Origin of the sequence: Nocardiopsis salina YIM 90010 (genome assembly GCF_000341025.1) — a bacterium.
GTDB classification, from domain to species: Bacteria; Actinomycetota; Actinomycetes; order Streptosporangiales; family Streptosporangiaceae; genus Nocardiopsis; species Nocardiopsis salina.
On sequence record NZ_ANBF01000048.1, the window covers coordinates 1 to 15,493 of the forward strand.

Consider the following 15,493-nt stretch of genomic DNA (forward strand, 5'->3'; position numbering starts at 1 on the left):
CGACACCATGGACACCTTCGTGGACTCGTCCTGGTACCCGTGGCGCTACTGCTCCCCGCGGCTGGACACCGCGCCCTTCGACAGCGAGGCCGTCAACAAGTGGGGCCCGGTGGACCACTACATCGGCGGCAAGGAGCACGCGACGCTCCATCTGCTGTACGCGCGTTTCTTCACCAAGGTCCTGCACGACATGGGCATGCTCGACTTCACCGAGCCCTTCGCCCGCCTCACCAACCAGGGCCAGGTCATCAACCAGGGGCGTGCGATGTCCAAGTCGCTCGGCAACGGTGTCGATCTGGGCGAGCAGATCGACACCTACGGGGTCGACGCGGTCCGCCTGACCATGCTCTTCGCCAGCCCGCCCGAGGACGACGTCGACTGGGCGGACGTTTCCGTTCTGGCCGCGCAGAAGTTCCTCAACCGTGCCTTCAAGGTCATGGTCGAAGCCGGGCAGGGCACGGCCCCTGGTGTGGAATTCTCCGCGGGCGACACCGACCTGCGCCGGGTCACCCACCGCACCATCGACCAGATCAGCGGCCTCGTGGAGGAGCGGCGCTTCAACGTCGCCATCGCCCGGTGCATGGAGCTGGTCTCGGCCGCCCGCAAGGCCATCGACTCCGGTCCCGGCGCCGGCGATCCGGCGGTGCGCGAGGCCGCCGAGTTCATCGCCGTGGCCTTGTCGCTCTTCGCGCCCTACGTCGGCGAGGAGGGCTGGGAGAGCATGGGCCACGTGGGCAGCGTCGCCATCGGCAACTGGCCCGTCGTGGACCCGGCCCTGCTGGTGCAGGAGTCGGTCACCTGTGTCGTCCAGGTCCAGAGCAAGGTCCGTGACAAGCTGGACGTGTCGCCCGACATCGACGCCGGGGAGCTGGAGAAGCTGGCGCTGGAGTCGGAGAAGGCGCAGAAGTTCATCGGTGACAAGCAGATCCGCAAGGTGGTCGTGCGCGCACCGAAGCTGGTGAACATCGTCGTCGGCTGACCCCGAGAGACCGATGAAAGCCGCGCGCGGGAGCCCCTTCCCGCGCGCGGCCCTTGTGGTCGGCCGCCAGGCGACCGAGAGGGAGGCGGTGACCGGTTGCCGGCAACCGGGACGAAGGACTGGGCCGCAGCGCTGCGCACGCCCCGCGGACGTTGGAGTGTCATCGGGGGTGGGGCAGCCGTGGTGTCGGCGCTGGCCGTCGGTATCGGCCTCTGGGCCGCGAGCGGAACCCCCGACGAGCCCTACCCGGACGATGTGCACGCGGCCGCCCCCGGCTGCGACCTGGTCCCCGCCGACCAGGTCGAGGCGCTCCTGGGCGAGGCGGTGCACGATACCGACACGACCGGGCCGCTGCACGGGGGCGAACACACCGCCTGCGCCTGGACGACCCACGGCGACGGTGACGGAGGGACGCTCCGGGTGGGGTTGTCCGCGCGCTTCACCGACCCTTCCGAGGACCCCCTCGTCACCGGGGAAGAACGCACGGCCGAGACGCACGGAGCGTCCGTGCCCGAGAACGGCGAGGAGGTCGAATTGCCCCGCGGCGAGGCCCACGTGTGGTCGGGACAGGTGCCCGGGACCGTCGAACTCGCCCACCACGTCGACAATCTGCTCGTCCGGATCTCCTACGCCGGCTACTCCGACGACAGCCCCGACGAGGGCCGGGACGAGGTCGTGGAACTGGCCGCCGGGATGGGGGAGTCCCTGTGAGCGACCCTCACGCCGGACCCGTCGTCCCCGATACCCAGCCCCAGAGCCGCGGGTGCGCGGTGGCCGGGGTGGTCGCCGGTTCCCTTGCCGTACTCGTGGCTGTCGCGCTGACCGGCTGGTACGTGCTGAACCGGGATTCCGCCGAGGCCGGTGACTTCGAGGCCGCGCCCGAGTGCGCGGACCTGGACAACAGGGTGTTGGAGGATCTGGTCCCCTCTCACACTCTCGAGACGGAGGAACCGCTCGGCGGGGCGGACGACGCCTTCGGCTCCGGGTGGCAGTGCCGGTGGGCGACCCCCGAGGGTCCCGCGGTGGCGGTGCCCGCGTTCGCTTCTGCCGTCGCTGTGGCTGCGCCAGAGCCGAGCGGCCCCGAGACCGCCGCGAGCACGTTGCGGGAGACCTCCTCGGGCCGCGAGACCCGGGAGGTTCCCGACCTCGGTGACGAGGCGCTCGCGTGGACCGACGACGGACCCTTCACGATCGGATGTGTGGGCACGCGGGTGTCCAACCTGTACCTGGAGACCTGTTACAGCGCCGCTGCGGACTACGAGGCGCTGCGCTCGGCCGACGAGCAGGAGATCCAGGGATCCGCAGAGGACCTCGCCGAGGCCTTCGTCGACGCCCTCTGATCCGTCCCTCGAGGGGCCCTGTCACCAGGCGCGCTCGACGAAGGACTCCAGGGCGGGGGCCACATCGGGAGAGAAGGGGCGGTCCTCGTCGACGGCGGGCATCGTGTCGTCGCCGGCCTGCTCGCGGAAGACGTGGTCGGTGCCGGGAAGGTTCACGCGCTCGGCGCCGCCGGCCCGGCCTGGGGCGTCCTCGAAGCCGGTCATGAGCTCGTCGATCTCCTCCCGGGAGATCTGCGCGTCCTGTTCACCCCACAGCACCAGGGATTCCGTGGCCTCCGGCAGACCGGCCGCCAGCTCCGCGGGCACCAGCTCGTCCAGGAAGGCCAGGGTGTCCCGGTTCCCCACCCCGTAGAGGCCGCCCAGAGCCGGGTCCATTTCCTCGGGCATCGGCCGGTCCGCACGCACCGCCGCACGGGCCGCACGCGCGTCGGACAGCACCGTCTGCGCATCGACCTCGTCGAGACCGCCCATGGCCTCCATCGTGCGCACCTGCTCGGTCAGCTGTCTGTCGACCACGTCCAGGTACCGCTCCCCGGGCGGCGCAGCCAGCACCACGGCGGGGGAGGACCCGGGCACCAGCTCGTGCATTCGCAGAGCGTACAGCGCGCCCTCGCTGTGCCCGAGAACCAGGGTGCGTTCGGCGTCGACCTCCGGCTGCTCCAGCAGGTGCTCGTATGCGGCCGCGGCCTGCTCGTCGAAGATCTCCGGTTCCACCGGGTCGTCGGGGTCGCGGTCGCCGGTCCCGGTCTCCCCGCTGCCGAGCTTGTCGTAGCGCAGGGTCGCCACACCGGCATCGGCCAGCGCGTGCGCGAAGTTGAGGTTGGTGTCGGCGTCGGGACGCATCTCGCTGTTGCCGTCGCGGTCGGTGGGGCCGCTCCCGGAGATGACGAGTGCACCCGGAACACCGTCGGCACCCTCCTCCGGCAGTGAGAAGGTTCCGTGCACCTCGTCCTCGCCGACGGTGAACTGCACTTCGCGCTGGCTGCCGGTGTCACTGGGAGGCTCGTCGGCTGCGGTCTCGGCCGGCGCGCACGCGGTGGTCAGCAGGAGCAGCGCGGCCCCGCCGACGAACCAGGACAGAGAGGGCTCAGGTGTGGACACGGGTCCCACGCTATCGCCTCACACCCGGCGCATGACCGTGACCACCTTGCCGAGCACCGTGGCCTCGTCGCCGTTGATGGGGGAGTAGGCGCTGTTGCGCGGCATGAGCCACACGTGCCCGTCGTAGCCGCGGTTCAGGACCTTGACGGTGGCCTCCTCGTCGAGGAGGGCCGCCACGATGTCGCCGTTCTCGGCGTCGGCCTGCTGGCGCACCACGACCATGTCACCGTCGGTGATCGCGGCGTCGGTCATGGAGTCGCCGACCACGGTGAGCATGAACAGACGCCCCTCGCCCACGAGCTGGCGGGGCAAAGACAGCACGTCCTCGACCGACTCCTCGGCGAGGATCGGACCGCCGGCGGCGATACGGCCCACGAGAGGTACGGTCACCCGGTCCTCCTCCTGGGGCTGGGACGGGAGTTCGTCGCGGCGCCGCACCTCGACCGCGCGTGGCCGGTTCTGGTCACGGTGGAGGTATCCCTTGTTCTGGAGCGCCTTGAGCTGATGCGCCACGCTGGAGGGGCTGGAGAGCCCGACGGCCTCGCCGATCTCCCGGATGGAGGGGGGAAACCCCCGGTCGCGCACGTAGCGCTGGATGCAGTTCAGGACGGCCTGTTGGCGGGCGGTCAGCCTGGGACCCTGGGCCTCGGCGCCGGCGCCCCCGTCCAGGGGCGCGAGCTCGCTGCTGCTGTCCACGGCTGTGGGAATTTCCTCCGGCACGGCCGGGCCTCCTCGACTTGGGTCGGATCGTTCCAACATTAATCGTTGCGCACGGTGATTTCAAACAAGCGTTCGACGGGCTACGGGGCGGTGGCCTCGGCATTCGTCGGAGGGTGTTCGCTCATGTACACGTGTCTACCGGTTCGTGCGTGCGCGGGTGGTGCGAACGCAGGAAGAACTCGCGCCCAGTATGTGTTGTGAGCAGGCGTCCCGATCGGTGTGGGCGGTGTCTCCAGGCGTCTGCGGACTGCCCGGACTCCCTGCTGGGCGGGGGTTCCGGCGCGCCGCGCGACGCCGGTCCGGGCGGGCGTCCGAGGGTGCCGACGTTATCCTTGGAGGTCGGTGCCGGATCGCCCCCGATGTTCGACCGAAACCCCCCGTTCTCCCAGTTCAGATGCTGCCCTGTGGGCCGTCGTGCCCCCGTGCGCAGAACACGCTGCGGCCAGGGTTGCGGGAGCGTCCGGTGAGGTCTAAGTTCGACCACAACATCTGGGGTGGCCTTGGTGGCCACGGGCCCAGAAGTTGTGGTTTAGTGGAGCCAAGGGCGTTGTTCCGGGTGTGGGAAGCAGGTGTATCGGGGTGCATTGTCCGTTCTGCCGCCATCCGGACACTCGGGTGATCGACAGCAGGTCCGCCGACGAAGGAGCCGCCATCCGTCGTCGCCGCACCTGTCCCGTGTGCGAGCGCCGGTTCACCACGCAGGAGAACGTCCTGCTCATGGTCGCCAAGCGCTCGGGGGTCACCGAACCCTTCAGCCGCACCAAGATCATCGCCGGGGTGCGGCGCGCCTGTCAGGGACGGCCCGTGTCCGAGGACGCCCTGGCCCAGCTCGGCCAGCAGGTCGAGGAGGAGATCCGCGGCCGCGGGTTGGCCGAGGTGCCGGCCCACGAGATCGGGTTGGCGATCCTGGTCCCGATGCGCGACCTGGACGAGGTGGCCTACCTCCATTTCGCCAGCGTATACCGCGGTTTCGAGAGCCTCGCCGACTTCGAGTCAGAGATCGCCAGCCTCCGCGCGGACCGTGAGGTCGGCTCCGCGTCCGGCGACAGCACCACCGGGTAGCGCGTCCCGGGCCGTTCCCGAGACGGTCCGGAAGGCACAAGACCCTCCGGGGAGGGGGCACGGTACAGGAGCGGCCGTGCCGACCCGTCCCCGAAACCATGGACGCCGCACGGCAACAACGACCGTGCCCACGAAGTACTCCGGGGAGACTCCGCAATGACGGAAACCACCAGCGGACCGACGGGACGCAAGGGCAAGGGGGGACGCAAGGGCCTGAAGATCAAGCGGGTCTTCACCACCGAGGGGGTCCACCCCTACGACTCCCTCGAATGGGAGCGCCGCGACGTCGTCATGACCAACTGGCGTGACGGCACGGTCAACTTCGAACAGCGCGGCGTGGAGTTCCCCGCCTCCTGGACGATGAACGCCACCCAGATCGTGGCCAGCAAGTACTTCCGCGGCGCCCTGGGCACCCCCGAGCGGGAGTGGAGCCTCAAGCAGCTCATCGACCGCGTCGTCGGCGTCTACACCGAGACCGGCCGCGAGCACGGGTACTTCGCCTCCGACGAGGACGCGGAGATCTTCGACCACGAGCTGAAGTACGCCCTCGCCAACCAGTTCTTCAGCTTCAACTCCCCCGTGTGGTTCAACGTCGGGACCACGTCCGCGCAGCAGGTCAGCGCGTGCTTCATCCTGTCGGTGGACGACACCATGGAGTCGATCCTCGACTGGTACAAGGAAGAGGGCATCATCTTCAAGGGCGGTTCCGGCGCAGGTGTGAACCTGTCCCGCATCCGCTCCAGCCACGAGCTGCTCTCCTCCGGCGGCACTGCTTCCGGCCCCGTCTCCTTCATGCGCGGCGCCGACGCCTCCGCAGGCACCATCAAGTCGGGCGGCGCCACCCGCCGGGCCGCGAAGATGGTCGTGCTCGACGTCGACCACCCCGACGTCGAGGAGTTCGTCGAGACCAAGTCCCGTGAGGAGCACAAGATCCGTGCCCTGCGCGACTCCGGGTTCGACGTCGACCTGGGCGGCTCCGACATGTTCAGCGTCCAGTACCAGAACGCGAACAACTCGGTGCGGGTCTCCGACGCGTTCATGCGCGCGGTCGAGACCGGATCGGAGTTCGGCCTGACCTCGCGCACCTCGGGCGACGTCGTGGCCACCGTCGACGCCAAGCACCTGTTCAACCGGATGGCCCACGCCGCCTGGGAGTGCGCCGATCCCGGAGTCCAGTACGACGGCACCATTCAGGACTGGCACACCAACCCCGAGACGGGCCGCATTTCCGCGTCCAACCCGTGTTCGGAGTACATGTCGCTGGACGACTCCTCCTGCAACCTCGCCTCGATCAACCTGCTGAAGTTCCTGCGCGAGGACGACACCTTCGACGTCGAGGCCTTCACCAAGCTCACCGAGCTGGTCATCACGGCGATGGACATCTCCATCACCTTCGCCGACTTCCCCACTCAGAGGATCGGCGAGACCACCCGTGCCTACCGCCAGCTTGGCATCGGTTACGCCAACCTCGGCGCCCTGCTCATGGCGACCGGCCACGCCTACGACTCCGACGGGGGCCGCGCGGTCGCCGGCTCCATCACCTCGCTGATGACCGGCACCGCCTACCGGCGCAGCGCCGAGATCGCCGGCGTCGTCGGCACCTATGACGGCTACAAGCGCAACGAGCAGGCCCACAAGCGGGTCATGCGCAAGCACGCCGCCGCCAACGACGACCTCGCCACGGTCGGAACCCTGGAGCGCCCGATCCACGCCGCGGCCACCCGCGAGTGGGCGGACTGCCTGAAGGTGGGCGAGCGCAACGGTTGGCGCAACGCCCAGGCCTCGCTGCTCGCGCCCACCGGCACCATCGGCTTCATGATGGACTGCGACACGACCGGTATCGAGCCGGACTTCTCGCTGGTCAAGTTCAAGAAGCTGGTCGGCGGCGGTTCCATGCAGATCGTCAACCAGGCGATCCCGCGCGCGCTCACGAACCTCGGGTACCAGAACGAGCAGATCGAGGCGATCGTCGAGTACGTGTCCGAGTACGGCCACGTCGTCGACGCCCCCGGCCTGCGTCCGGAGCACTACGAGGTCTTCGACTGCGCGATGGGCAAGCGCTACATCCAGCCCATGGGCCACGTGCGCATGATGGCCGCGACGCAGCCGTTCCTGTCCGGTGCCATCTCCAAGACGGTCAACGTCCCGGAGGAGGCCACGGTCGCCGACTTCGAGCACATCTACTTCCAGGGTTGGAAGCTGGGCCTGAAGGCGCTCGCCGTCTACCGCGACAACTGCAAGGTCGGCCAGCCGCTCTCCACCGCCAAGAGCGAGGAGAAGGAGGAGGACGAGCCGCAGGTCGTGGAGGTCCCGCGCCCGGTGCGCCGCCGCCTGCCGAAGAAGCGTCCGAGCGAGACCACGTCGTTCTCCGTGGGCGGTGCCGAGGGCTACATCACCGCCGGCTCCTACCCGGACGACGGACTGGGCGAGGTGTTCCTCAAGCTCGGCAAGCAGGGCTCGACCCTGGCCGGGGTCATGGACGCCTTCTCCATCGCCATCTCCATCGCGCTCCAGTACGGGGTCCCGCTGGAGACCTACGTGGAGAAGTTCACGAACATGCGGTTCGACCCGGCCGGCATGACCGACGACCCGGACATCCGGATGGCCCAGTCGGTGGTGGACTACATCTTCCGCCGCCTGGCCCTGGACCACCTGCCCTACGAGGAGCGCGCCGCGCTGGGCGTGCTCTCGGCCGCCGAGCGCCAGGCCCAGCTCAACGGCGAGGACCCGGCCCAGATGCAGGCGCAGGTGGAGTCCTACGCCCAGTCGGCCGCGCCGTCGCAGGAGTCGTCGGTGTCGGAGGACGGCGCCGAGGAGAGCACCGAGGAGGAGCGCCCGAAGCCGAGCGCCGGTGTGGGTTCGTCCCAGGGCTTCATGGCCGACGCCCCGCTGTGCATCACCTGCGGGACCAAGATGCGGCCGTCCGGTAGCTGCTACGCCTGCGAGGGCTGCGGCGCCACCAGCGGCTGCANCGCCCACCGCGCACCAGGGGGACCGGTCCGAGGCCGGTCCCCCTGTCCGTGTCTGCAGTGTGTGTCTGCACCCGGGCCCGGTGGTCCACACCTGTGGTTGCCGATGCCCGGGGCGGGTACCCCTTCCGCACCTGAACGCCGCCAGTGGAAGGGGCTCCCATGCTGATCGCAGCGATCCTCCGGGCCAAGGGCACGGAGGTGGTGAGTGTTGCACCTGAGACCACCGTGGCCGAACTGCTCACCGAACTCACCCGTAACAGGATCGGCGCCGTGGCCGTCGCCCGGGACGAGGCCCTCATCGGTATCGTCTCCGAGCGCGATGTCGTGCGGGGTCTCGAACGGCACGGCGCCGATCTGATCTCCGCCCCCGTCGCCGACATCATGACCGCCGACGTCCACACCTGCACACCCGACGACACCGTCGAGTCCGTCAGCGAGGCCATGACCCGGCACCGCTTCCGCCATGTCCCGGTGCTGTCGCGGGGGCGTCTGGCCGGCCTGGTGAGCATCGGCGACGTGGTCAAGAGCCGGCTCCGGGTCCTGGAGGAGGACCGGGCCCAGCTCGAGGCCTACATCCAGGGTTCCTGACCCCGCTCCCGACAAGAGGCCGGGGCACCCTCGGTCCCGGCCGCCGCCTTCTCGAGCAGGGCGTACCCGGGCAGCTCCTGGTCGTGGCCGGCGTCGGAGGGGCAACGACCCACGCAGCCTCGCCGCGACCCGGCCCGCAGGGCTCAGGAACCGTCGCGGTCACCTGCGCGCACGGCCACTGCTGCGGTCGCCGCGGTCACGCTCAGCACCGCCGGCCACGAGCCGATCTTCCGGGCCAACGGGTGGGAGAGCCCGAACGCCGCCACGTAGGTACTGGTGACTGCGACAGCCGCCCCCACCCCGGAACGCCGCCGGGTCGCCTCGAAGGCGGCAGCGCCGAACGCCGCGAGCACCGCCCCGCCGAGCGGGCGGTAGCCTGTGGCACGGGCTGTCGAGTAACCGCCGATCAGGCCTGCGGTGGTCAGAGCGGCGCTGGGTACTGCGGGCATGGTGGTCTCCTCGTGGCCGGGGCACGACCGGTGCGGCCGTCTCCGGTCGACGGTATCGGCACCGATCGAGGGGCCGCAGGCGGGCCCGCCGGTCACACCCGTGCAACAACACTGGGTTTCCGGTCGACCGTGTACCAAGGTGGGAGGGGACCGGTTCCCTGATTCCGGCCATACGATGCGTGCTGACCTGGAACCGAACGGGTGAACGGCGCGTCGGAACCGACAGTTCCCCATCTCCGCAACGAGGAGTGTCCATGTCCTTTGCGCAGACAGTGCGCGGAGCGGCGAGCGCGGTAGCCCAGGGTGATGACCCGCGCGAGGCCGCGACCCAGGCGGCCCAGCAGGCCGCGGGTCAGGAAGGAGGCCCGCCCGGAGAGGACGGCCTCGACCCCCGTGACTTCGTGGCCGCTCGCGAACAGGGTGCCTCCGTGGGCACCCGGATCGAGCAGAAGACCACGTCGCTCAACAACGCCGGTGAGGCGATCAACAGCAGCAGCTACGAGCGCGGCTCCGAAGGCCCCGTGCACGTCCTGTGCCCGATGGTCATCCCGCGCGGGCGCACGCTCGTGACCATGCTCCCGGCCCTGCTCCTGGTGGCCGTCGGTGTGGTCGGCCTGCTCACCGTGGTCGTCCCCCAGGCCCTCGTGGGGCAGGCGAACCCGCTGCTCAACCCGTTCTTCGGGATCCACTACTGGATCATCACCGTCGCCGTGGCCGCCTTCATGTGGTGGCGCCAGGGCATGGTGATGGTTCCCGAGGGCTGCGAGGCCATCGTCACCCGCTTCGGGAAGCGGGAGAACAACTTCGCGCCCGGCCGGGTCACCCTGTTCAACCCGTGGAAGCGGGTCTCCTACATCGTCAACACCGCGCGCGAGTATCCCTTCAATGCGCCGATCCGCGAGGCACCCACCAAGAGCGGTGTGCAGGCCTCCATCGACCTGTTCGTGCAGTTCCGCATCGAGAACGCCACGGACTTCGTGTACACGCTGGGCGGCGTGCACGGTTTCCAGGAGAAGCTCAACAACGCCATCAGCGAGACGACCCGGAGCCTCATCTACGAGCAGGAGGCATCGGCGATCTACGACATGGTCGGTGAGAGCACCCATGCTCTCGTGGAGTCGCTCAACCGCCAGTTCAGCGGCATCGTCGTGCTGACCAGTGCGAACATCACCCATGCCGAGCCCTCCAGTCAGGAGTACCGCATGGACCTGGCCGCCCCGGAGATGGTCCGGGTGGCCAAGGACGCCTACACGTTCGAGTACGAGCTCCAGCTCCGGAAGGAGCAGAACGAGGGCGACCTCAACAAGGAACTGGCCACGCTCAACGAGACGCTGTCGGCGATCCAGGCCGACATCGCCCAGTACCAGGCGCAGATGGACACCGCCCTGGAGCGTGAGACCAACCGCGCCAACGCCCTGGCCCGCCAGCGGTTCGTCGAGGCCGAGTCCGAGGCCAACGCCAACGCCGCACTCCTGCAGGCCCAGGCGCTGGACATCCGGGCGGTCAGCGCTGCCGAGGCGCCCGAGATCCTCAACTACCGCTTCCGCGAGGACCTGCTCGACAAGCTGGAGGCGGTCGCCGACAGCCTGCCGCAGGTGCTGCGGATCGGTTCCGGCGACGAGGCCAGCGTCGACTACCTGCGCATCGCACAGGAGATCATCGGCCAGACCGACTCCGCGCTCTTCTCCGAGGAGGACATGGCCGACATCCGCGGTCGCCTGGCAGAGATCCGTGACCGCATCTCCGACCGCGAGCAGGAGATCAACGCGCTCGTCGAGGACGCCGAGGACCCGCAGCACGGCGGCGAGGAGGCCGACGAGAGCCTCGTGGAGGAGATCCGCCAGTCGGTCTCCGATGAGGCGCTGGACGAGCGCATCAGCCAGGAGGCCGAGGGCGACGACGGAGCCACCGCGGAGGGGGAGGCCGGCGGGACCGGCGACGCCCCGCGGCCGCCGTGGGAGCACGGTGGGCAGGCGCCCGACACGAACCAGGGAGGTCAGTAGATGAGCCGGCCCATGAACAGCGGTAGTGGCTCCACCATCAAGGAGTCCGTGGCCTCGTGGAGCGATCTGGCCGGGTTGCTGCGCGGCGGTGACGAAGGCGCGATCGTGCCCGTGGTGATACCGCGCGACAATCGCGGCCTGCGTTGGATGGTTCTGGTCTGGTTCGGACTGTTCGCGCTCCTGTCCGCGCTGATGATGGCGATCGACGTCGCCGTCAACGGCAGTACGCTCTTCGCGCTCCTGGCCGTGCCGACGATGCTGGCGGGCCTGCTCGCGATCGTCGTGGCCGGGCTGTGGTGGTGGCGCGGTTCCATCGTCGAGATCGAGGAAGGCACCCACGGGGTCCTCACCAAGTACGGTGCCGTCGTGCGGGCGATCGAACCCGGTCGCCACTACTTGTGGCACCCCTGGGCGCGGGTCGACTTCGTGGTCGACACCCGCACCGAGATCCCTTACACCGCGCCGGTGCTGGCCTGCCCGACGCGGGAGAACGTGCCGCTGAAGTCGATCGAGTTCTTCCTGAAGTTCCGCATCATCGACCCGATCCGGTTCGTGAAGATCATCGGTGCGAGCAACTTCGACCTGGTTCTCTCCAGCGCCGTGCAGGACGCGATCCGCCAGCGCAGCCGGCAGGTCAACACCGAGTCCGCCCACGATCTGCGCGGTTCGAACGTGGAGGACATGCGGCGCCTGCTCAACAGCCAGCTGGAGAAGTACGGCGTGACCATCACCGGCTGCAACATCCCCGACGTGCAGCTGCCCAACCAGTACCAGCAGCACCTGGCCACCCGGGAGCGGGTCGCCAAGGAGCTGATCGCCTACGAGCAGGAGTGGGAGCTGACCCGCAAGCGCCGCATCGACACCCTGCTCATGGACATCGAGCGGTCCAAGAAGACCCGGGACGCCAAGATCGTCGAGGTCAACGCTTCGCTGAACAAGGCGCGCAAGGATGTCGCGCAGATGCTCCAGGAGCAGGAGACCGAGGCTCAGCGGGTGCGCTACGAGATCGAGACCAAGGGCCGCGCCGACCTGGCGTCCGCGGAGAACGAGGCCAAGGCGCAGCAACGCCTGGCCACCGCTTACCGCGACAACCGTGCGGTGCTGGAGTACGAACTGGCACGGCGCCGCCTGGACGTGGGGTCGTCGCTGGCCGGAAGCGCCCCGCGCCCGGTCGTGGTGCAGACCGAGCCGGGCTCCGGGGACGGTTCGACCCTGTCGACGCTCCTCACCGCGCAGCTGCTGCCGCGAGTGATGGACGGCGCGCCGCGTTCGTCGCTGGGTTCCGGTCCGGGCGATGGTTCGGAGTCCTTCGAGGCCGCCCGCGGTTCGGTGGCTGCCGCTGCCGAACGCCAGCAGCAGATGTCGGAGGAGTACCAGCGCCAGCAGGCCGAGGCGATGCGCCGGCAGTTCGAGCAGGGCGAGGGCCACGGGGGCCGTCGCAGCTGACCGCCGGCCGGCAGAACAGAAGGGGCGGGCCCACCGTGGTGGACCCGCCCCCTTCGTCGTTCACGGGGGCGTTCGGGAGGAGGGTCATCCGGTCGGGGCCAGTGAGAGGGAGTCGTAGCAGGTGCCGAGGTCGATCCCGTTGCGGGCGGCGAGCTCGACGAGGTCCTCCACCTCTCCGGCCTGGGAGAGGGCGAGGTCGTCGTCGCCGACGGCGTGGGCCCGGCGCATGGCGGTGATCGCGTCGTGGATGCGCAGGTGCAGGGTGAGCATGAACTCACGCATGTGCAGACTCCCTCTGGTTCGGCTTCTCAGCCGGGGGATGGGAGAGGCTCGGTCCTCTCCCGGCTCGTCGCTCCCTGTCCTACCGGGCGAAGGTGAGAGTCGCGTTGGAGAACGACAGCGGGTCGTCAAGGACGGGGTAAGAATTCGGCCCCCGGGTCAAGGCGGTGGTTTCACGACGGCCTGTTCGATGGGTGCTCTCCGTCGCTCGCAGGAAACCGCAGTCGCCCGCCATCCACCCCGCCGCGTGTGATGGAACAGCACTGTCCCCGCCGCCGGCCCACGCAGCTTCCGGGAGGTCAGTTCCCGCCGGTGTCCGACGTGCGCTCCTCCAGCGAGGCCAGGTAACGCTCTTCGGCGAGGCCGAGCATCCGGTCCAGCCACTCCGCTGTGACCTCGCTGAACTCGACCTGTGGGGTGGCGGCAGAGCCGTGCGGGGCCAGGGTGCGGGAGACAGCCTCCGCGCACAGCTCTGCGGTGAGCTCGGCCGAGGGCGCCATGTCCTCGGGCGCGACCCCCGGCAGGGCGGCGAAGCCGTAATGGATGGCTGTGAAGACGCAGAGCTGGTCTGCTGCGGACAGATCACCGCGCACCAGCCCGCGTGTGCGCAGCTCCTCGAGGTACGACGCGAACTCGTGGTGGAGGCCTGTGCTGTCCCCGGCATGGCGCTTGCGCTCCACGAGTCGGCCGAGGGTGTCCTGGTCCCCAACGAGCAGTGCGGCCAGCAGCGGGCGTTCGGCTCGCGTCCGAACCAGGATCCGGACGAAGACGTGCAGGTTGAGCCGGTCGCGCTCGAGGGATATCGCCTCGCGCAGCTCGGTGAGCATCTCCAGGCGCTCGCGCCGCAGTAGGGAGAGGAAGAGTGCGTCGCGGTTGCGCCAGTGCAGGAAGAGCGTGCCCTTGCCGACGTCGGAGTGGCGCGCGATGTCATTCAAAGTGGTCTTGCGGTAGCCCCACCGCAGGACGAGGTCCCGGGTCACGTCGAGGATCCGTTCGGCGCGTTCCTCCCGGCGTTCCCGGGTGCGCTGCTGATGCGTCTTCTGTTGGCCCACCGTCATACCCTCCAAGTTAGCGATGCGTTGCCGCCGTCGACCTCAGCCGGGTGGCCCGCATCGCGAGCACAGCGGCCGTACCCAGCGCGGCCAGGCAGGCTGCCCCGACGAAGACGCCCTGCATGCCCGACGTCAGGGCCTCCACGACCACGCGGTGCAGGTCCGCGGGCAGAGCGCGGAGGTGCTCGGGCGTGCCGAGCGCAAGGTCTGCTGCGAGGCTCTCGGGGACGTCGACCCCCTCGGCGGAGGTCAGCCGCTGCCGGAGGCGGTGCGCGAAGACCGTTCCGAGCAGGGACACCCCCAACGCCCCGCCCAACGTGCGGAAGAAGGCCACCGCTGCCGTGACCGCCGCGGTTCCCTGTTCGTCCACCTCGTTCTGCGCCGCGAGCAGCAGCAGCTGCATCGTCAGTCCCAGCCCGCAGCCGACCAGAGTGGTACCCACGACGATCAGGACGGGCCCCGGGTCGGAGCCGAGCGCGGCGAGCAGCCAGAACGCCGGCACCAGTACCGCCATCCCGAGCAGGGCGCAGGGCTTCCAGCGTCCGGTCCGGGAGGCCAGCACCCCGGAGGCGGTGAGCGTGGCCACCATGCCCACGACCAGGGGAACCAGCATCAGCCCCGAGGCCGTGGGGCTGAGCTGGACCACGAACTGCAAGTGTTGGGGCAGGTAGATCATCGCCCCGTACATCCCGGCCCCGATCAGTGCCGAGGCGGTGACGCCGAGCGCGATCGTGCGCCGTGTGAACAGCCACGGTGGCAGGATCGGTGCTGCGGCTCGCCGCTGGGTGTGCACCGCGAGCGCCGCCAGGCTCATCGCTGCCGCACCGAGGCCCCAGCTCCAGGCGGACCCCCAGGCGAACGCGGACCCGGACAGGGTCAGCAACAGCATCGTGGCGGTGGCCGCGCCGGTGATGGTGAGTGCTCCGAGCCAGTCGAAGGGGGCGTGTCGGGGCGTGACTGTGTCCGCGGGGAGCGCGCGGCGGTTGAGTGCGAGGGCGGCGAGGCCGATCGGCACGTTGATCAGGAAGCACCAACGCCAGCCGGCCTCGCCCACGCCCACCAGCGCCCCGCCGAGGACCGGCCCGCCGGCCATGGGCACCAGCATCGCCACCCCGAACAGCCCCTGGTACCGGCCGCGCTGGCGGGGAGGAAGAACGTCGGCGAGCAGCACCTGTGACAGGACCATGAGCCCGCCGGCTCCCACTCCCTGTACCGCTCGCGCGGCGATCAGTGTCGGCATGTCCTGGGCCAGCCCGGAGATCAGGGCCGAGGAGACGAACAGCAGCATCGCTGCGTGGAAGGGGCGGCGGCGCCCGAAGCGGTCGGAGGCCGTTGCCCACAGAGGGGTGGACACGGTCAGGGTGAGCAGGGTCGCGCTCGCCACCCAGGGCAGCAGGTCGAGTCGGCCGAGCTCGCCGACGATGGTCGGCATCGCCGGGCCGACGATGGAGCTGGCCAACGCCGCCATCGCTGTCGCCGGCAGGATCGCCGTCAGCACCTGC

At 69.7% G+C, this 15,493-nt stretch carries 14 protein-coding genes; 8 read left to right on the plus strand and 6 right to left on the minus strand.

Annotation, left to right across the window (positions count from 1 at the left end; all coding sequences use genetic code 11):
• From D474_RS0105205 to D474_RS0105215, 3 genes are all read left to right on the plus strand, one after another.
• The coding region (locus D474_RS0105205; protein WP_017612535.1) for a class I tRNA ligase family protein at nt 1-979 on the plus strand (979 nt) is incomplete at its 5' end.
• Nucleotides 980-1,075: 96 nt separating this feature from the next.
• Nucleotides 1,076-1,690 (plus strand): hypothetical protein, encoded by a 615-nt coding sequence (locus tag D474_RS0105210; RefSeq protein ID WP_239647002.1) that lies wholly within the window; start codon nt 1,076-1,078, stop codon nt 1,688-1,690.
• Entirely contained in the window at nt 1,687-2,319 is a 633-nt protein-coding gene (locus D474_RS0105215) for a hypothetical protein (RefSeq protein ID WP_017612537.1), read from the plus strand. The genes D474_RS0105210 and D474_RS0105215 overlap by 4 nt, the downstream gene beginning before the upstream one ends.
• Before the next feature lie 21 nt (nt 2,320-2,340).
• On the opposite strand, the gene D474_RS0105220 is transcribed toward D474_RS0105215, so the two are convergent.
• Both D474_RS0105220 and lexA read right to left on the minus strand, forming a co-directional pair.
• Nucleotides 2,341-3,429: an alpha/beta fold hydrolase gene (locus D474_RS0105220; RefSeq protein WP_017612538.1), complete on the minus strand. Its 1,089-nt coding sequence runs from the start codon at nt 3,427-3,429 to the stop codon at nt 2,341-2,343.
• Nucleotides 3,430-3,438: 9 nt separating this feature from the next.
• Nucleotides 3,439-4,140, minus strand: a complete 702-nt coding sequence (lexA, locus tag D474_RS0105225) for a transcriptional repressor LexA (RefSeq protein WP_026118184.1) — start codon at nt 4,138-4,140, stop codon at nt 3,439-3,441.
• A 579-nt stretch (nt 4,141-4,719) separates the two neighbouring features.
• On the opposite strand from lexA, the gene nrdR reads away from it, so the two are divergent.
• The 3 genes from nrdR (at nt 4,720) to D474_RS0105240 (ending at nt 8,762) form a co-directional block, all read left to right on the plus strand.
• Nucleotides 4,720-5,202 carry a transcriptional regulator NrdR gene (gene nrdR / locus D474_RS0105230; RefSeq protein ID WP_026118185.1) on the plus strand — a complete coding sequence of 161 codons (483 nt, stop codon included), beginning with the start codon at nt 4,720-4,722 and terminating at the stop codon, nt 5,200-5,202.
• A gap of 156 nt (nt 5,203-5,358) precedes the next feature.
• Complete coding sequence (locus tag D474_RS0105235) at nt 5,359-8,340, plus strand: vitamin B12-dependent ribonucleotide reductase (protein WP_017612541.1); 2,982 nt, start codon at nt 5,359-5,361, stop codon at nt 8,338-8,340.
• Nucleotides 8,334-8,762 carry a CBS domain-containing protein gene (locus D474_RS0105240; protein ID WP_017612542.1) on the plus strand — a complete coding sequence of 143 codons (429 nt, stop codon included), beginning with the start codon at nt 8,334-8,336 and terminating at the stop codon, nt 8,760-8,762. The genes D474_RS0105235 and D474_RS0105240 overlap by 7 nt, the downstream gene beginning before the upstream one ends.
• Before the next feature lie 143 nt (nt 8,763-8,905).
• Here the strand turns inward: D474_RS0105240 and D474_RS0105245 are convergent, their stop codons facing one another.
• Complete coding sequence (locus D474_RS0105245; RefSeq protein ID WP_026118186.1) at nt 8,906-9,211, minus strand: hypothetical protein; 306 nt, start codon at nt 9,209-9,211, stop codon at nt 8,906-8,908.
• Between the two features lie 254 nt (nt 9,212-9,465).
• Between D474_RS0105245 and D474_RS0105250 the strand changes: the two genes are divergently transcribed.
• The gene (locus D474_RS0105250; RefSeq protein WP_026118187.1) at nt 9,466-11,214 is read left to right on the plus strand and encodes an SPFH domain-containing protein; all 1,749 of its coding nucleotides are present in this window, start codon (nt 9,466-9,468) and stop codon (nt 11,212-11,214) included.
• Nucleotides 11,215-12,660, plus strand: coding sequence for an SPFH domain-containing protein (locus D474_RS0105255; protein WP_026118188.1), 1,446 nt, complete (start codon nt 11,215-11,217; stop codon nt 12,658-12,660).
• Between the two features lie 84 nt (nt 12,661-12,744).
• Here the strand turns inward: D474_RS0105255 and D474_RS0105260 are convergent, their stop codons facing one another.
• The 3 genes from D474_RS0105260 to D474_RS27740 form a co-directional block, all read right to left on the minus strand.
• Nucleotides 12,745-12,942, minus strand: coding sequence for a hypothetical protein (locus tag D474_RS0105260; protein WP_017612546.1), 198 nt, complete (start codon nt 12,940-12,942; stop codon nt 12,745-12,747).
• A 296-nt stretch (nt 12,943-13,238) separates the two neighbouring features.
• The gene (locus D474_RS30355; RefSeq protein WP_017612547.1) at nt 13,239-13,997 is read right to left on the minus strand and encodes a TetR/AcrR family transcriptional regulator; all 759 of its coding nucleotides are present in this window, start codon (nt 13,995-13,997) and stop codon (nt 13,239-13,241) included.
• A 10-nt stretch (nt 13,998-14,007) separates the two neighbouring features.
• A partial coding sequence (locus D474_RS27740) for an MFS transporter (RefSeq protein WP_017612548.1) occupies nt 14,008-15,493 on the minus strand: 1,486 nt, incomplete at its 5' end.